At 31.4% G+C, this 17,505-nt stretch carries 16 protein-coding genes; 7 read left to right on the top strand and 9 right to left on the bottom strand.

Annotated features, from left to right (window positions below; all coding sequences use genetic code 11):
• Window positions 1-49 precede the first annotated feature (49 nt).
• Together ACLII3_RS03610 and ACLII3_RS03605 are read left to right on the top strand one after the other, a co-directional pair.
• Window positions 50-373, top strand: a complete 324-nt coding sequence (locus tag ACLII3_RS03610; protein WP_412986546.1) for an ArsR/SmtB family transcription factor — start codon at window positions 50-52, stop codon at window positions 371-373.
• Between the two features lie 24 nt (window positions 374-397).
• A complete protein-coding gene (locus ACLII3_RS03605) occupies window positions 398-892 on the top strand; it encodes a DUF6428 family protein (RefSeq protein WP_412986545.1) in 495 nt (164 codons plus the stop codon).
• A gap of 56 nt (window positions 893-948) precedes the next feature.
• Here the strand turns inward: ACLII3_RS03605 and ACLII3_RS03600 are convergent, their stop codons facing one another.
• The 3 genes from ACLII3_RS03600 to ACLII3_RS03590 all read right to left on the bottom strand — a co-directional run bounded on the left by ACLII3_RS03600 (window position 949) and on the right by ACLII3_RS03590 (window position 4,569).
• Entirely contained in the window at window positions 949-2,766 is a 1,818-nt protein-coding gene (locus ACLII3_RS03600; RefSeq protein WP_412986544.1) for a GNAT family N-acyltransferase, read from the bottom strand.
• A gap of 70 nt (window positions 2,767-2,836) precedes the next feature.
• The gene (locus ACLII3_RS03595; protein ID WP_412986543.1) at window positions 2,837-4,087 is read right to left on the bottom strand and encodes an aspartate kinase; all 1,251 of its coding nucleotides are present in this window, start codon (window positions 4,085-4,087) and stop codon (window positions 2,837-2,839) included.
• On the bottom strand, window positions 4,087-4,569 hold the full coding sequence (locus tag ACLII3_RS03590) for an N-acetyltransferase family protein (protein WP_412986541.1): 483 nt from the start codon (window positions 4,567-4,569) through the stop codon (window positions 4,087-4,089). The genes ACLII3_RS03595 and ACLII3_RS03590 overlap by 1 nt, the downstream gene beginning before the upstream one ends.
• A gap of 118 nt (window positions 4,570-4,687) precedes the next feature.
• On the opposite strand from ACLII3_RS03590, the gene fbp reads away from it, so the two are divergent.
• Window positions 4,688-5,695: a class 1 fructose-bisphosphatase gene (fbp, locus tag ACLII3_RS03585; protein ID WP_412986539.1), complete on the top strand. Its 1,008-nt coding sequence runs from the start codon at window positions 4,688-4,690 to the stop codon at window positions 5,693-5,695.
• 71 nt (window positions 5,696-5,766) lie between these two features.
• Here the strand turns inward: fbp and ACLII3_RS03580 are convergent, their stop codons facing one another.
• Window positions 5,767-6,198 carry a TerB family tellurite resistance protein gene (locus ACLII3_RS03580; RefSeq protein WP_412986537.1) on the bottom strand — a complete coding sequence of 144 codons (432 nt, stop codon included), beginning with the start codon at window positions 6,196-6,198 and terminating at the stop codon, window positions 5,767-5,769.
• Between the two features lie 113 nt (window positions 6,199-6,311).
• On the opposite strand from ACLII3_RS03580, the gene mfd reads away from it, so the two are divergent.
• From mfd to ACLII3_RS03565, 3 genes are all read left to right on the top strand, one after another.
• A complete protein-coding gene (gene mfd / locus ACLII3_RS03575) occupies window positions 6,312-9,656 on the top strand; it encodes a transcription-repair coupling factor (protein WP_412986535.1) in 3,345 nt (1,114 codons plus the stop codon).
• 2 nt (window positions 9,657-9,658) lie between these two features.
• Window positions 9,659-10,027: a hypothetical protein gene (locus ACLII3_RS03570; RefSeq protein WP_412986533.1), complete on the top strand. Its 369-nt coding sequence runs from the start codon at window positions 9,659-9,661 to the stop codon at window positions 10,025-10,027.
• Between the two features lie 79 nt (window positions 10,028-10,106).
• Window positions 10,107-11,435, top strand: a complete 1,329-nt coding sequence (locus ACLII3_RS03565; RefSeq protein WP_412986532.1) for a TlpA family protein disulfide reductase — start codon at window positions 10,107-10,109, stop codon at window positions 11,433-11,435.
• A 114-nt stretch (window positions 11,436-11,549) separates the two neighbouring features.
• Here the strand turns inward: ACLII3_RS03565 and ACLII3_RS03560 are convergent, their stop codons facing one another.
• The 5 genes from ACLII3_RS03560 to ACLII3_RS03540 form a co-directional block, all read right to left on the bottom strand.
• On the bottom strand, window positions 11,550-12,524 hold the full coding sequence (locus ACLII3_RS03560) for an acetoacetate decarboxylase family protein (protein ID WP_412986530.1): 975 nt from the start codon (window positions 12,522-12,524) through the stop codon (window positions 11,550-11,552).
• A gap of 23 nt (window positions 12,525-12,547) precedes the next feature.
• Window positions 12,548-13,585, bottom strand: a complete 1,038-nt coding sequence (locus ACLII3_RS03555; RefSeq protein ID WP_412986528.1) for an acetoacetate decarboxylase family protein — start codon at window positions 13,583-13,585, stop codon at window positions 12,548-12,550.
• Between the two features lie 105 nt (window positions 13,586-13,690).
• Window positions 13,691-14,050 carry a YraN family protein gene (locus ACLII3_RS03550; protein ID WP_412986527.1) on the bottom strand — a complete coding sequence of 120 codons (360 nt, stop codon included), beginning with the start codon at window positions 14,048-14,050 and terminating at the stop codon, window positions 13,691-13,693.
• A gap of 28 nt (window positions 14,051-14,078) precedes the next feature.
• Window positions 14,079-14,309, bottom strand: a complete 231-nt coding sequence (locus ACLII3_RS03545) for a hypothetical protein (protein ID WP_412986526.1) — start codon at window positions 14,307-14,309, stop codon at window positions 14,079-14,081.
• Between the two features lie 5 nt (window positions 14,310-14,314).
• Window positions 14,315-15,343 carry a S66 peptidase family protein gene (locus tag ACLII3_RS03540; RefSeq protein WP_412986525.1) on the bottom strand — a complete coding sequence of 343 codons (1,029 nt, stop codon included), beginning with the start codon at window positions 15,341-15,343 and terminating at the stop codon, window positions 14,315-14,317.
• Window positions 15,344-15,438: 95 nt separating this feature from the next.
• Here ACLII3_RS03540 and metG point away from each other — a divergent pair, with 95 nt between their 5' ends.
• Window positions 15,439-17,505: a methionine--tRNA ligase gene (metG, locus tag ACLII3_RS03535; RefSeq protein ID WP_412986523.1), complete on the top strand. Its 2,067-nt coding sequence runs from the start codon at window positions 15,439-15,441 to the stop codon at window positions 17,503-17,505.

Below are 17,505 nucleotides of genomic sequence, written 5' to 3'. Positions count from 1 at the left end.
TTTTTGTTTTAATTTATTATCGTAATATTGCAATATTAAAATATGATATATGGGAACAACGAAGTCGCAAATATTTTCAGAACAACAAAATCAATTAGCACAATTTTTTAAAGTGCTAGGACATCCAGCACGTGTTGCTATTTTACAATATGTAAGTAAACAAGAATCGTGTATATGTAATGATTTGGTAGAAGAAATTGGACTTGCTCAAGCAACCATTTCTCAACATTTAAAAGAACTTAAAAGCCTTGGCTTATTACAAGGAGAAATAGAAGGTAAACGCATGTGCTATTGCATAAACGTAACACGTTGGAATGAACTCCAACAACAATTAAATACATTTTTTAATACAACTAAATCTAATTGTTGCTAATAAGGCAACCAAAATTTAATACAGATGAAAACACAAGAATTATTCAACACATTACAAGCGCATCAAGACAAATCATTGTTATTTGAGTATTTACCAAATGCTTTTGTTGGTGCAAACTATCATATTACTGAAGTAAAGCATGTGAAAATTGATTCGGTTGATTGTGGAGCAGGAACAGATGCTTGGAATGAAACCATTATTCAACTTTGGGAAAGTCCAAAAGAAATCGGAAAACGTGAATATATGACCGTTTTTAAAGCGTTAGCTATACTAAATAAAGTAGGAAGAATGAAACCATTTGATATGGATGCTGAGGTAAAGTTTGAATATAGCAATGCTACATTTAATACAGCACAATTGTTTGTAAACGATTTTGAAATTAGAGACAATAACTTGATTGTAAAACTAGCAATAGAAAAAACAGATTGTAAAGCTAAAGAGCTTTGTGGAATTCCAGAAGAAAAGGAAGTTGTAACAAGCGATGCTTCTTGTTGCTCACCAAGTTCTGGATGTTGCTAAAATATAAAGGCTTCTACAAATTGTAGAAGCCTTTTTTTATGTTTTTTTGCAGAAAACTATTTATCTACATTTTCACTCTGTCCAGAAAACTTACGTTCCAACTCAGCTTGAAACTCTTCCATAACTGGACGCACAGTACTTTCAGGTAAATCGGCAATCTTAATATACATCAAGCCATCTACTGCATTGTTAAATAAAGGGTCTACATTAAATGCTACAAGTTTAGCATTTTGCTTAATATACTTTTTAAGTAACACAGGTAAACGTAATGCTCCTGGTTCTACTTCGTCAATAATTTTATCAAACTTATTTAAATCGGCTTCAGTAGCATCAAAAACAAAATCTTTATCAGCATCTTTCAACTTAACTTTAAACTCCTTTTTTGGATGCACATATTGTGCTAAATAAGGATCGTAATAATGAGATTTCATAAACTCAATCATTAACGATTTTGAGAAGTTTGAAAATTGATTACTAATACTCACACCTCCAATTAAGAATTTATGTTCTGGGAAGCGCAATGTGGTATGAACAATACCTTTCCATAGTAAAAATAAAGGCATTGGTTTTTGTTGGTATTCTTTTATAATGAAAGCACGACCCATTTCTATAGATTGGCTCATCATTTTATAAAGCTCAGGTTCAAACCTAAATAAATCTTGAAGGTAAAACCCATTTATACCATGCTTTTCAAAAATTTTAGCACCTAATCCCATTCGGTAAGCACCTGCAATTACTTTTTTGTCATCATCCCATAAAAACATATGGTGATAATAAGTGTCAAATTTATCTAAGTCAATAGCTTCATTGGTACCTTCTCCAACTTCTCTAAAAGTAATTTCGCGTAAACGACCAATTTCTCTTAATATGTTTGGAACCTCAGAAGCAGGACTTAGGTAAACTTCGTAGTTCTTACTTTTTAAAAGTCTATGATTACCATCTTTTAAAGTTTCAACCTCTTTAATCATAACATCTTGATCAACAGGAGTTACAATTTTTTGTGGGATTTTTGGAACTTTTAATTGAGATGATAGGTTATCTAAAATCTTAGGATTATCAAATGCATTAGATAACATATATGTTTTACGTCTGATAAATTCTGAAAAATCTGAAAGCGAACTGTGTTCCTTTTGATCTTTTACAGTAATTGGCTTACCAATACGTACTTTTATAACACGATGTTTTTGTGTTAATAATTCCGATGGTAGTTTAGCAGTTCTAAGCGTATCACTAATTTTTGATAATCTATAAAATAAACGGCTGTTTTTAGCATGGAAATAAATAGGAACAACTGGAACTTCAGCTTTTTTTATCAGTTTCATAGCTGCTTCTTCCCATGGTTTATCAACAACTAGTTTTCCGTCTTTATAAGTAGATACTTCTCCAGCAGGAAAAACACCTAATGGATGTCCATTTTTTAAATGTAAAATTGAATTTTTAAAACCTGCAATACTAGACTTTACATCCTTTCTATCTTCAAAAGGATTTACAGGCATGATATAGGGTTTTAAAGGCTCAATTCTGTGGAGTAAAAAGTTAGCTATAATTTTAAAATCCTGACGTTGCTCAATCATTAATTTTAATAGTAAAATACCATCAATACCTCCAAGAGGATGGTTTGAAACGGTAATATAAGCACCATCTTTAGGAAGGCGTTTTAAATCCTCCTCAGGAATTTCAAATTTTATTTGAAAATCATCTAAAAGGGCATTTAAAAAATCTAAATCTTTTAGATGTTTATTTCTGTTATAAATCTTATTAATAGTGGAGATGTTTAAAACCTTCATTATAATCCAACCAAAAAAAGTGCCTATAAAGCCATATTTATCGGCTTTTATTGCTTTGGCTACTTCTTTTGCTGTGACTAGTCCCATTTTTGATTTTAAATTGACAGAATTACAAACCTAATCATTTTTTTTTACATCAGTAAAGACACTATTTATCTTACTTTGTTACAATTTGAACAGTATCTCCAAAAACTTGTTTTAATAAAACTGTTTTGTTTTGTTCTAACGTCTTAATAGCGTTAGAGTTATAGTGTCTGATAGTAAATAATGATACATTTTCATAATGTGTAACTTTAAATTTAGCTCTTAATTGTTGTAAAAGAGTTTCTAAATTGTTGTAATTATTATCAATACATACCGAAAAGCTAATAGCAGAGTTTTGAATAACATCTACCTTCATTTTATATTGGTGTAGTAAATTAAATATATCTCTTATACTATCTTCCATGATAAATGAAAAATCTAAAGATGATAACGATATTAGCACTTCATTCTTTTTTACAATAAAACAAGGGATTTCAGGTTCTAAATCTTTGCCTTTCGCTACACAAGTACCATTAGCTTCAGGATTAAGAAAAGACTTTACATATAATGGTATTTCTTTACGTTGTAATGGTTGTAAGGTTTTTGGATGAATTACTGAAGCACCATAAAAAGCTAACTCAATAGCTTCTCTATAAGATATTTGATGTAGCAATTGTGCGTTTTCAAAATGTCTTGGGTCAGCATTTAAAACTCCAGGAACATCTTTCCAAATTGTAACGTCTTTGGCATTTAAGCAATACGCAAAAATTGCAGCACTATAATCGCTTCCTTCTCTTCCTAATGAAGTTGTAAAATTATGGTCGTCACTACCAATAAATCCTTGAGTAATATTTAATGTTTTAGAGTTTACTTTGGTAGAAATTAAATTTTGAGTGGCTTCCCAATCTACTTTAGCACTTCTATAATAACTGTCAGTTTTAATAAGCTCTCTTACATCCAGCCAATTATTTTTTAATCCAATATCATTTAAGTAATAACTTATTATGGTTGTTGAAACCAGTTCACCAAAACAAATAACTTGGTCATAAACAAAATTGTAATCTGGAGATTTATTTCTATCAAAAAATATATTTAATTCTTTAAAAAGCGCGCTTACTTTACTAAAAACAGGATGATTTTCGTTTTCAAATAAATCAAGTAAAATAGAGTTATGGTATTTTTTTACATCTTGTAAAGAACTTTGCAATTCTTTTTTGTTGTTAAAGTAATTATCTAATACAACTTCAAGGGCATTAGTGGTTTTTCCCATAGCTGAAACAACTACCAGAGTATTGTTATATCCTACTTTTTGTAAAACCTTGACAAGGTTTTTTACGCCATTTGCATCTTTAACAGATGCGCCTCCAAATTTAAATACGTGCATTAATTTAACTTTGATAAATAATTTTTAATCCCTTGTTCATCAAGCTGTACTACGTCCCAATCTCTCATTACATTAGCACCTTTTTGTTCGTAAAATTTTATAGCAGGTTCATTCCAATCAATAACTTCCCAACTAATCCTTTTTACACCTAAAGCAGCACCATGTTTTACAACTTCATCTAATAAGGCTGTTCCAATACCTCTACCTCTTTGCGTTTGACTTACAATTAAATCTTCAAGATGCAAAACAATGCCTTTCCATGTAGAGTACCTTAAATATACGAGTGCTATACCTAGAATGGTTTTTCCTTCTTCGGCAACAAAGCAATGAAAAGCTGGTTTGTTAGAAAAGCCATCTTTTTGTAGTTGCTCAATAGTAACTTCAACAGCGTTTGGTTCTTTCTCAAAAACTGCTAACTCAGTAATTAAATCAAGTACTTGAGGCATATCGTTAGCAACAGCATTACGAATTTTATAACTCATAAAATATAAATAAAATCAAATATAATTAAAGCGATTGTCAGGGCATAATTAATTTTTTACGAAATCGATTTAGTTGAATTAAAAAATACGATATTTGCACCAAACAACACAAACACACATGTCTCAGAAAAACCAAACATTAGGAGAGTTTATTATTGAAAATCAAGCATCTTTCAAATATACTTCTGGAGAACTTTCACGATTAATTAACTCATTGCGTTTAGCAGCAAAAGTGGTGAATCACGAAGTGAACAAAGCTGGATTAGTTGATATTATTGGAGCTGCTGGAGATACTAATATTCAAGGTGAAGACCAACAAAAGTTAGATGTTTATGCTAATGAAAAGTTTATTCAAACATTAACTAAAAGGAATATTGTTTGTGGTATTGCAAGTGAGGAAGAAGACCATTATGTTTCTATTAATAGTCAAGATGAGAATCATCAAAATAAGTATGTGGTTTTAATTGATCCATTAGATGGTTCGTCAAACATTGATGTAAATGTATCTGTAGGAACTATCTTTTCTATTTACAGACGTGTAACTCCAATAGGAACTCCAGTAACTATGGAAGATTTTCTGCAAAAAGGTAGTGAGCAAGTAGCCGCAGGCTACATTATTTACGGTACATCAACAATGTTGGTATATACTACTGGCGATGGTGTTAATGGCTTTACATTAAATCCAGCTATTGGAACATTTTATTTATCGCATCCAAATATGCAGTTTCCTGAAAACGGAAAAATTTACTCAGTAAACGAAGGAAACTACATTCACTTTCCACAAGGAATTAAAGATTATATAAAGTACTGTCAAGAGGAAGAAGGTGATAGGCCTTATACTTCTAGATATATTGGGTCATTAGTGTCCGATTTCCATAGAAATATGATTAAAGGAGGTATTTATATGTATCCAAAAAGTTCAAAAAATTCTAATGGTAAATTACGTTTATTGTATGAGTGTAATCCAATGGCTTTTTTAGCAGAACAAGCAAATGGAAAAGCAAGTGATGGTTTTAATAGAATTATGGACATTGAACCAACAGAGTTACACCAACGCGTACCATTTTTATGTGGTAGTAAAAATATGGTTGAGAAAGCTGAAGAGTTTATGCAAAAAGCTAAATAAGCTAGTAATAAATAAAACTAAAAAAAGCAACCAATTGGTTGCCTTTTTTTTATATGGTAATAAATAGAAAATTATCTATTCATATGTTTTATCTCATCCATGAAAGTGTCTAAGTCAACTTCTTCATGTACTAAGTCTAAAGCTTTGTGCGTAATGTATTTTGCATTTTTAGAATGAAAACCAAGACCTACAACTAAGCGAATTAACATTCTTATTTGTTTTTCACCTTCAATATGATCAGCCCAAACCATACGCGCTAAATCAAATAAACGTTCTAAACGTTTGTCATAGCTAGTTGGAGGGTTAATTGGGTGTGTTTTGTAATCTTTTAAAATTTGTTTGTACTCAGCTTCAGAAATATTTAACTTATGTGCTAATCTATCTAAGAAGGCCTTTTCTTCTTCAGTGATAATATCATCGCTCATGGCAACTCTTACAATAGCTGCAAAATGATCTTCGTTACGTTTTTTGAATCCACTGTCAAAAAAATCTGCTATAGACATAATTGTATTTTGTTTTAAGGTGCTGCAAATATAATACTTAATAATCCTTTTCGCGCAATATTTTTTAAAATTCTAATAAACAATTATTATATATTTGCGATAAATTTTTTAAAGTGAGTAAAGCCTTAATCTCGCAAACTTTTCTAAAGTCTTTGCAACAGCAAAAACTGCAAAATTCTATTGCCCTAACTCAAGATAAATTACATTTAAAAGGTCTCGTAGGTTCGTCCTTGTCGTTTGTTATTGCCAATGTGTTTAAACAAGCAGAAAAACCTTTTTTATTAGTGTTTAATGATAAAGAGGAAGCTGCTTATTATTTAAATGATTTAGAGCAATTAATAGATTCTAAAGATGTTTTGTTCTATCCAGGAAGTTATAGACGACCATATCAAATTGAAGAAACTGATAACGCAAATGTCTTACTAAGAGCTGAGGTTTTAAATAGAATTAATTCCAGAAAAAAGCCTGCAATAATAGTAACATATCCTGATGCACTTTTTGAGAAAGTAGTTACCAGAAGAGAGCTAGAGCGTAACACTTTAAAAATAGCTTTAGGTAATGAGTTGTCTATAGATTTTGTAAATGAAGTATTATTTGAGTACAAGTTTAAACGTGTAGATTTTGTTACAGAACCTGGAGAATTTTCGGTTAGAGGAGGTATTGTAGATGTGTTTTCATTTTCACACGATGAACCTTACAGAATTGAGTTTTTTGGAGATGAGGTAGATAGTATTAGAACTTTTGATGTAGAAACTCAATTATCAACCGAGCAAATAAAAAAGATTAATATTATACCAAATGTTGAGAATAAATTTTTAGATGAAAGTAGACAAAGCTTTTTAAAATACATTGCTCAAAAAACGGTTGTATTTACTAAAAATATACAGGTGCTAAGTGCACGATTAGATAAGTTGTTTGTAAAAGCTGAAGAGTCGTTTCAAACTTTATCAAAAGAATTAAAACATGCAACTCCAGAAGAGCTGTTTTGTAATTCAGAGTTGATTAAAAAACAACTCTTAGATTTTAGTTTGGTCGAATTTGGAAGCGAAGCATTTTTAACGTCACAAATAGCAAACTTTAATGCATCACCACAACCAGCTTTCAATAAACAATTTGAATTATTAATAGATAATTTAAATACAAATTATAGCAACGGTTATACTAACTACATTAGTTGTGTAACCGAACAACAAGCAAAACGTTTTCATGATATTTTTGAAGATGTAGAACAAGATGTACATTATAAAACCATTGTACTTTCTTTACATCAAGGGTTTATAGATCATGATAGTAAAACAGTTTGTTATACAGACCATCAAATTTTTGAGCGTTATCATAAGTTTCAGCTTAAAAATGGATATGCGAAAAAACAAGCAATAACGCTTAAAGAACTTACAAATTTAGAAATTGGAGATTATGTAACACACATAGATCATGGTATAGGTAAGTTTGGCGGACTACAAAAAATTGATGTAGAAGGAAAACGTCAAGAAGCTATAAAACTTATTTATGGTGAGCGTGATATTTTATACCTAAGTATACATTCGCTACATAAAATTACCAAGTTTAATGGTAAAGATGGAAAACCTCCAAAGGTGTATAAACTGGGTAGTAAAGCGTGGAAAACCCTTAAGCAAAAAACGAAATCTCGTGTTAAAGAAATCGCTTTTAACCTTATTAAGTTGTATGCTAAACGTAAAATGAAAACGGGCTATCAATACAATCCTGATAGTTATATGCAACATGAGTTAGAAGCATCTTTTATTTATGAAGATACACCTGACCAAATGACTGCTACTGCAGATATTAAAGCAGATATGGAAAGTGAACGTCCAATGGATCGTTTGGTTTGTGGTGACGTAGGTTTTGGTAAAACCGAAGTAGCCATAAGAGCAGCCTTTAAAGCAGTAGATAATGGTAAGCAAGTAGCTGTACTTGTACCAACAACCATTTTAGCATTTCAACATGCTAAAACATTTAGAGAGCGTTTAAAAGATTTTCCTGTAACAGTAGATTATGTAAACAGGTTTAGAACAGCAAAACAAAAACGAGTTACATTAGAAGGTTTAGAAGAGGGAAGTGTTGATATAATTATTGGGACACATCAATTGGTAAACAAAAATGTAAAGTTTAAAAACTTAGGTTTATTAATAGTTGATGAAGAACAAAAGTTTGGTGTTGCTGTAAAAGAAAAGCTAAAAACCATAAAAGAAAACGTAGACGTACTTACTTTAACTGCTACACCTATTCCAAGAACATTACAGTTTAGCTTAATGGCAGCAAGAGATTTATCGGTAATTACAACACCTCCACCAAACCGTTACCCAATAGAAAGTCATGTGGTGAGATTTAACGAAGAAACTATTCGTGATGCTGTGAGTTATGAAATTCAACGTGGTGGACAAGTGTTTTTTATTCATAATAGAATAGAAAATATTAAAGAGGTTGCAGGTATGGTTCAGCGTTTAGTACCAGATGCAAAAATTGCAATTGGTCATGGCCAAATGGATGGTAAAAAACTTGAACAACTCATGTTGGCTTTCATGAATGGAGAATTTGATGTGTTAGTGAGTACTACTATTATAGAAAGTGGGTTAGATGTACCAAATGCAAATACTATTTTTATTAATAATGCTAATAATTTTGGATTGAGTGACTTGCATCAAATGCGTGGACGTGTTGGTAGAAGTAATAAAAAGGCATTTTGCTATTTTATCACACCAGAATATTCTGCAATGACAGATGATGCACGTAAGCGTATTACAGCATTGGAACAACATACCGAATTAGGAAGTGGTTTTAATATCGCTATGAAAGATTTAGAAATTCGTGGCGCTGGTGATTTACTTGGAGGAGAACAAAGTGGATTTATGAATGAAATAGGATTTGATACCTATCAAAAAATATTGAACGAAGCCATTGATGAACTTAAAGAAAATGAGTTTAAAGATTTATATAAAGAAGAAAATGATGCAGAAGATAAAAATTATGTAAAAGACTTTACTATAGATACCGACTTCTCATTGCTGTTTCCAGATGACTATATAAATAACATTTCAGAGCGATTAAATTTATATACACAGTTAAATAATTTAAAGACTGAAGAAGAACTTCAAAAGTTTGAATCAGACTTGTTAGATAGATTTGGGGAATTACCAATACAGGTTGAAGACTTATTGAACAGTGTTCGTATTAAATGGATTGCTACCGAACTTGGTTTAGAAAAAGTAATCATGAAACAAGGTAGGTTAATAGGTTATTTTATTAGTGACCAACAAAGCAGTTTTTATCAAAGTTCAAAATTCACTAGAGTATTACACTTTGTACAATCATATCCTCAAGAATGTAAGATGAAAGAAAAGCAAACACGTAATGGATTACGTTTATTGCTTACTTTTGAAGCTATAACAACTGTAAATAAAGCATTGCATCAATTAAATAGAATTTTACCTAAATAATTATGGAGTTTTTTAGACTTATAAATAAAGAAGTACAAGAAGCAGTTTTACAAGAAAAAATAACACCAAAACAAGTTGGGGAGTTTACAGATTCTATGTTGTTTCTTGAAGGGGGAACTTATGAGTTTAATGGAGTGACGCTTTGGGGAGAATTTTTAATAAGCTATAATAAAATTAAAGGAGGTGTACGTTTTACTTTATTAGATTGTCCTAACGCTTTAAGTTGGACGATTACATCTGGTTACTCTCCAAATCCAGAAGGTTTAGTCTTGCATTGTACTATCAATAGAAAAGAAAAATCAGAAGGTTTTATTGAAGAGGTTAATGAGTTTTTGGACGAATGGGAGGAAGGCTTAAAAAATAAATTGTAATCTCACTTTGGTGCGATTGTTGATTTTAAATTGGTTATGTGACAAAATCCTTGAAAGAGGGTCAAAAAAATAAAAATACATGCTTAAGAAACTATTATTTTTAATGCTATTAATGCCAACATTACTTTTGGCACAACATTCTATTAACGGAACATTTACACCTGCCGAAGATTTTAAAACAGCCATAATCTATAAAGTAACGCCTAACGAATCTGTTTATGTAACACATTCAGAAATTGAAGAGGATGGCACTTTTAAAGTTGAGTTAGATTCTACAGTTACTAAGGGAATGTATCGTATTGTTTATGCAATGCCACAAGAAGAGTTTAATTTTGATATTATTTATAATGCAGCTGAAGATGTTGTGTTTACTTTTAATCAAGAAACAGGAATTAAATTTCAAGAATCTATAGAAAATAAGTTAGTCAATTCATACACTAATAGCATGTCTATGGTAAGTCAAAGCATTGGTAATTTTTTTAGACAGCAAAGTACTGACACACTAGCTTTAGAAAGTATTTTTAAAACTCAAAAACAAACACAAGATAGCTTTGAAGAGGCTGCAAAAAATACTGTTGCACTAAATTTTATTAAAGCTAATAGGCCTTATATTCCTGAAGGTTACGAAGATTTAACTACTTACATTAGCAATTTACAAACGCACTTTTTTGATCATGTAGATTTTAATAACGATGTTTTACAAAGCTCAAATTTTTTAATAGAGCGTACATTAAACTATGTGTTTGGAATGGATGCTTATGGTGAAGATCAAGTAACTACCTATGTTATGAATACTAAAGATGTAGTACAAGCTATGTCTGAAGCGCCAGTAAATATTAAGATAACATTGTTGCAAGTTTTATGGCAGCAAATGGTAGAAACTAATTTTGACGAAGTAGCCAATTATATTTCTGACGAATTTTTATTACCATTAGCAAAAGAACATGAACTACACGAGTTGGCAGAACAACTTATAACTTATAAAAACACATCTATTGGAGCTTTAGCGCCAGATTTTGAATTAGAAACTCAAGTAAATGCTGTTAAAACTAGAACAAGTTTACATAAATTAGAAGGTGCAAAAAAATACCTTGTAGTATTTTGGAGTAGTACCTGTGGACATTGTTTAGAGGAAATACCTCAATTATACTCATACATTAATTCATTAGAGAAAGACACTATTAAAGTAATTGCTGTAGGATTAGAAGATGAGCCTTTTGAATGGCGAAAGTTAACCATAGAATATCCTGAGTTTACACACGTATTAGGTATAGGGAAATGGGATAATAGTATAGGAAATAGCTATAACGTACAATCTACACCTTCGTACTATGTGCTTAGTGAGGATAAGACCATTTTAGCTAAGCCATTCGATTTTCAAGCTTTTAAGAAGTGGATGGAAGAATGATAGAGTAAGTATTATATTTTTTAGTACTTAAAAATTAAAATAGCAGTTAAGAATTAAACATTTAAGTTTAATTCTTAACTGCTATTTTATTTAAAGTTGTTTTTTTAGAAAATTCTAAAATGAATTTCCAGTTAATCCAAATGGTATGGTATTGTGCATATAGTAAGCTCCAATAATACGTGAAGGTTTCAACTCTAAAGCACTTACAGAATTACTGTTTTTTTGAGTTAATGAAGTATTAAGAGAGATTTCTCCTTTCCCTTCTTTAATTGTTATACGATCAGGTATTACTTTTGCTATGTCCAAAATACTTGTGTTAGAATTTGCACCTTTTCCATTTCCTTTTTTACTCATCTTAATTACATTTCCGCGAAGTATGTTCATTTTTGGAATAATAGATAGTTCTTTTAACTCTTTCGTTTCTTTTTCACTAAATGAATACTGTTTTGTATTTATGTTTAATGACATTGTATTCTCATTTTCATCAATTAAAATAGCACTATATACTGTTTCTGAACGAGAAAAGTTGATTTCTCCCATAGTTTTAGGTAGTCCTAAGCGTGTTATGCCCATTCTCATTGATTCTTCACTTGTAACTGGCATATATACGCAATGCCAAATTTCTTCTCCTTTATATTTTCCTAGAAGAAATATTGACGCCTCTTTATAGGGTTGGGTTTGTCCTTCCATTTTATAAAAGTCACTTATAAAAGTATAAACGAATAAACGATTAGGCATATCGAATACTTCGGGTAAAAGCTTACGATAGATATCTTCTTCTTTAGTTTCATAGTACATATAAATACCATCGTTTTCTAAGTATGTGTATTTATTGGATGAGTTTGTACTTTTTAACTCATTTAGTGTAAGAAATCCATCTTTATTGGTATCTAGATGCTCAAAGTTTTCAGATAATTTTTTTGCTCTACTTGCTTCTTGTTTACTAATTTTATTATCGTTATTCTTATCTAAAAATTCAAGAATCTTTTCTGGACTAAATTGTCTTTTATTACCTTGTTTTTGAGCTGAAATTAAATTTGATGAACAGATAAATATAATTACTGCTAGTGTTGAAATTAATTTTTTCATAAGATATACTTTTGACATGATTTTTAAAGTGGACTTCCAGTCAACCCAAATGGTATGGTGTTTTTAAGGTAAAAACCACCAATAATATGAGAAGGAGTTAAATCTAAAGGATGGTTAAAAGGAATCGCATCTGTATTAGTAGTAATAGTTGCCTCACCAAACTTTAGTGTTATTAAGTTAGGAAATTGTTCAGCTGTCTGAATAACACTGTTTTCGTTTCCGCCTGTATTTCCAATTATAATAATATTCCCATTTCTAATCTGTAGAGATTTTAGTAATTGTAAATCAATTAACTCTTGTTTTACATCATTATCTATAGAGTAGTTTTCAGTATCAATACTCATATCCATTGTACCTCCTAATTGATTTTCTGCATCTCCAGAATAGATTGGGTTATCTCTATAAAAATTTATGTCTCCCATTGTTTTTGGCAATCCTAGACCAATAATACCTGCCCACATTGAGTGCTCATCGGTTACAGGCATATAAACACAGTGAAAAAATTCTTCTCCTTGATATTCAACAAGTATTGAAATGGCATTTTCTTTATATGGTATAGCTCCGTAATCTAACTCATAAAAATCATTAAAAAATGCAAAAACAACCATGCGACTTGGCATATTAAACTCTTCTGGGATTAAGCTTTGATAGACTTCAACATTATCTGTTTCATAATACATGAAAATCCCATCATTTTCTAGGTAACGATATGGTATATGGCTATTATCGGGAATATTGTCAATGATGATTTCGACTGTTTTTGTTTCTGATTCTGTTCCATTTGATGCCACTAGAGTAATGGAATATGTTCCGTTTTCTATATATGATATGGTTGGGTTTTCTTCGGTTGAATTTTCAGGAGTACCATTAGGGAATGACCATTCATAAGTAGTAGCATTTTGTGATACGTTGGTTAATTCTACAATAGCTTGATTTTCTCCTAATAGGATTGCTGTTTCAAAATTGGCAATTATAATTGGTTCAGGAGTATTGTCATCTTCACTACAAGAAGAAAAAAACATACTAATAATAAGTAGTAATGTTAAGTTTACTTTATTCATATTTAAAAGTTTTATTTAATGTTATAGACACAAAAACTTTTAAATGGTTTAATTGTAAAGGGAAAAAATAATGGTTTGAATTAAACTGAATTGAAGTGCGAAGAATTAAAAATGATAAAAAGCATTCTCCAAATGCTCCAAATTATAGTGTTTGCCTTCTTTTACAATGGCAATGATGTCAAAACGAATTTCTACATCTAAATCATTAACTACAACATATTCATCAACAGCTTTAACCAAACGTTGTATTTGTTTAGGTTTTACAAAATCTTCTGGACTTCCAAAGTCTTTGGTAGAACGTGTTTTTACTTCTATAATAGCTAAAGTGTCGTCTTTTTGTGCAATAATATCTACTTCGGCTTTGTCAAATCGGTAATTACGTTCAATAATAATATAACCTTGTTCCAGTAAATAACCTACTGCCAATTGTTCGCCTTTTTTACCAAGTTCGTTGTGTTGAGCCATATCACTTCCTGCGAAAGCAGAAGTCTTTTTAGATTATTATTTCAATTGAGTTACATCTAGAACAACACCAAAATTCTTTTTGTGAATCTTTTAGATGACTTTCTGTTTTTGTTTTACAAATTGAGCATGTTCTTTCTAAAGATTCGTTTTCAATTGCATGGTAATTGCAAAGAGAACAGCCCCAGACAGTTTCTCCATCGTAGTTGATATACCATGTGAAATTATCCTTTTTACAATTTGGACAGATTTGAGTTGCCATGTTATTTACTTTTCAAACTCAACAACACTTATATCTTTTTTAACTACTAATTCCACAGTTCTCCCTAAAATCAAAGCACGATTATCCTTTTCATGTCCAGCAGGAAAATCAAATAATATAGGGAAATCACATTCAGCTAATACATCTAAAATCAATTGTTCTATAGAAGTTCCCCAAGGTGTTGTGTTTTTACGCATTTTACTCATGTCACCAACAATTAAGCCTTTGCAGTTATCAAAATAACCAGCACGTTTTAAGCTTTGTAACATTCGGTCAATATGGTATTTGTATTCTCCAATCTCTTCAATAAATAAAATCTTTCCGTCTGTATTAATACTTGTGTTACTTCCAAGCATCGTGTGTAATAACGTTAAATTTCCGCCAACTAATTGCCCTTTTGCAGTTCCAGTTTTATTATCAGCATTACCTTCAATAGTATAGGTTAAATCGTTTCCGAAAACTGCAGTTTTAAAGGTTTCTATGGTTTCTTGTATATCACTTAAATCATCAGTCATACTTGTACACATCATAGCATGAATAGTTTCAATACCTTGGTTATGCATTTGGTTGTGAATACCAGTAATATCAGAGTAACCAATCATCCATTTCGGATGTTTTTTAAATTCGGTATAATCTAATTTATCTAAAATCCTCACTGTACCATAACCTCCTCTTGCACACCAAATAGCATTTATGTTTGGGTTGTCTAACGCTTTTTGAAAGTCCTCAGCACGTTCAGCATCAGTTCCTGCAAAATGATTCGCTTTTTTGTAAACATTTTTACCAATAACAACTTTTAATCCCCAACTTTCTAATAAAGCTTTGGCTTGATTTACTTCTTTTTCGCGATGGTTTAAAACGCCTGAAGGTGCTACAATAGCAACCGAATCTCCAGCTTTTAAATATGGAGGTTGAATTAATTTTGTTTGCATTGAATTATTATAATTTGAAGCACTAGTATTTTGAGCTAACACACTTTCAGTATTAAAAATTGAGAGTATTAAGGCTAAACATAAAATTTGTTTTAAAAACATATAAGAGGCTTTTTGTAAATATAACGAACTTCTAAAGAAAATGGTTTCTTAAAGGTGTACAAATTATGTATTTTTGTGCCTCTAAAAATAATAGGATGTCAAAACGAATTACCATTACAGCAGCATTACCATATACTAATGGACCAATACATATTGGACACTTAGCAGGTGTGTATGTGCCAGCTGATATATATGCACGCTATTTAAGATTACAAGGCAATGATGTTGCTTTTATTTGTGGAAGTGATGAACATGGAGTGCCAATTACAATTAAGGCAAAGAAGGAAGGTGTAACACCACAAGATGTTGTAGATAAATACAATGCGATTATTAAGCAATCGTTTGTAGATTTTGGTATTTCGTTTGATAATTACTCACGTACATCTGCAAAAGTACATCACGAAACAGCCTCTGAGTTTTTTAAAACGTTATATGATAAAGGTGAGTTTATAGAAGAAGTAACAGAGCAATTATACGATGAAGAAGCTAAGCAGTTTTTAGCAGATCGTTTTGTAATTGGGACCTGCCCAAAATGTGGTAATGAAGAAAGTTATGGTGATCAATGTGAAGTTTGTGGAACAAGCCATAATGCTACAGATTTGATTAATCCTAAATCGGCAATTACAGGAGCGACGCCAGCATTAAAAGAAACAAAACACTGGTTTTTACCATTAGACAAGCATGAAGCTTTCTTAAAAGAATGGATTTTAGAAGGGCATAAAAAAGATTGGAAGCCTAATGTTTACGGACAATGTAAGTCTTGGATTGATGATGGGTTACGTCCTCGTGCTGTAACACGTGATTTAGATTGGGGAATTCCTGTTCCTGTTGAAGGTGGAGAAGGAAAAGTGTTATATGTATGGTTTGACGCACCAATTGGTTATATTTCTGCAACTAAAGAATGGGCCGAACGCGAAGGAAAAGATTGGAAACCATATTGGAAAGATGAAGATACGAAGTTGGTACACTTTATCGGGAAAGATAATATCGTATTTCACTGTATCATTTTCCCATCAATGTTAAAGGCTGAAGGAAGTTACATTCTTCCAGAAAACGTACCAGCAAATGAGTTCTTAAATCTTGAAGGTAATAAATTGTCAACGTCTAAAAATTGGGCAGTTTGGTTACATGAATATTTAGAAGAATTCCCAGAGAAGCAAGACGTATTACGTTATGCTTTAACAGCAAATGCGCCAGAAACAAAGGATAACGACTTTACTTGGAAAGACTTTCAAGCACGTAATAATAATGAGCTAGTGGCCATTTTTGGAAACTTTGTGAATAGAGTAGCAGTGTTGACTAATAAGTATTATGATGGTGTAGTGCCTCAACCAAATGCCTTTACGCAAGTAGATGAAGATGCAATGGCTGCTGTAAAAGCTTATCCAAGTGTAATAGCTAGTTCTATTGAGCGTTATCGTTTTAGAGAAGCGAGTCAGGAATTTATGAATTTGGCACGTTTAGGTAATAAGTATTTAGCAGATGAAGAGCCTTGGAAAGTGATTAAAGAAGATGAAGCTCGTGTACAAACCATTATGTATGTAGCTTTACAAATCGCTTCTGCATTAGCAATTTTGAGCGAGCCATTATTACCATTTACTTCTAATAGGTTAAAAGATATTTTACGTGCTTCTGAATTAGAATCGGATTGGACTTGGGATGCAATTACTGAAGGTAGAGAGTTACTACCAGCTAGTCATAAAATTATTGAAAAAGCATCATTGTTATTCACAAAAATCGAAGACAAAGAAGTGCAAGCACAATTAGATAAGTTAGAAGCAAGTAAAAAGGCAAATGAAGCTGCTAATAAAAAAGTAGAACCGCAAAAGGATACCATTACTTTTGAAGATTTTACTAAACTAGATATAAGAGTAGGAACTATTCTAGAGGCCGAAAAAATGCCAAAAGCAAAGAAACTATTGGTGTTAAAAGTAGATACAGGAATTGATGTGCGTACTATTGTGTCTGGAATTGCTGAAAGTTTTTCTGCTGAAGAGGTAGTAGGAAAAAAAGTAACAGTTTTAGTAAATCTAGCACCAAGAAAATTAAGAGGTGTAGAAAGTGAAGGTATGATTTTGATGACTGAAACACCAGAAGGTAAATTAGTATTTGTTAATCCAGATGCACACGATGCTGTGTCTAATGGTTTGTCTGTTAGTTAA

Origin of the sequence: Pontimicrobium sp. IMCC45349 (assembly GCF_047219225.1) — a bacterium.
GTDB lineage: Bacteria > Bacteroidota > Bacteroidia > Flavobacteriales > Flavobacteriaceae > IMCC45349.
The sequence above is the reverse complement of the archived record's forward strand: the minus strand, read 5'-3'. Positions and strand labels throughout refer to the sequence as shown.

Coding starts and splice junctions, on each gene's coding strand:
- ACLII3_RS03610 (WP_412986546.1), top strand. CDS start 50: ATGGGAACAACGAAGTCGCAAATATTTTCAGAACAACAAAATCAATTA.
- ACLII3_RS03605 (WP_412986545.1), top strand. CDS start 398: ATGAAAACACAAGAATTATTCAACACATTACAAGCGCATCAAGACAAA.
- ACLII3_RS03600 (WP_412986544.1), bottom strand. CDS start 2,766: ATGGGACTAGTCACAGCAAAAGAAGTAGCCAAAGCAATAAAAGCCGAT.
- ACLII3_RS03595 (WP_412986543.1), bottom strand. CDS start 4,087: ATGCACGTATTTAAATTTGGAGGCGCATCTGTTAAAGATGCAAATGGC.
- ACLII3_RS03590 (WP_412986541.1), bottom strand. CDS start 4,569: ATGAGTTATAAAATTCGTAATGCTGTTGCTAACGATATGCCTCAAGTA.
- fbp (WP_412986539.1), top strand. CDS start 4,688: ATGTCTCAGAAAAACCAAACATTAGGAGAGTTTATTATTGAAAATCAA.
- ACLII3_RS03580 (WP_412986537.1), bottom strand. CDS start 6,198: ATGTCTATAGCAGATTTTTTTGACAGTGGATTCAAAAAACGTAACGAA.
- ACLII3_RS03570 (WP_412986533.1), top strand. CDS start 9,659: ATGGAGTTTTTTAGACTTATAAATAAAGAAGTACAAGAAGCAGTTTTA.
- ACLII3_RS03565 (WP_412986532.1), top strand. CDS start 10,107: ATGCTTAAGAAACTATTATTTTTAATGCTATTAATGCCAACATTACTT.
- ACLII3_RS03560 (WP_412986530.1), bottom strand. CDS start 12,524: ATGAAAAAATTAATTTCAACACTAGCAGTAATTATATTTATCTGTTCA.
- ACLII3_RS03555 (WP_412986528.1), bottom strand. CDS start 13,585: ATGAATAAAGTAAACTTAACATTACTACTTATTATTAGTATGTTTTTT.
- ACLII3_RS03550 (WP_412986527.1), bottom strand. CDS start 14,050: ATGGCTCAACACAACGAACTTGGTAAAAAAGGCGAACAATTGGCAGTA.
- ACLII3_RS03545 (WP_412986526.1), bottom strand. CDS start 14,309: ATGGCAACTCAAATCTGTCCAAATTGTAAAAAGGATAATTTCACATGG.
- ACLII3_RS03540 (WP_412986525.1), bottom strand. CDS start 15,343: ATGTTTTTAAAACAAATTTTATGTTTAGCCTTAATACTCTCAATTTTT.
- metG (WP_412986523.1), top strand. CDS start 15,439: ATGTCAAAACGAATTACCATTACAGCAGCATTACCATATACTAATGGA.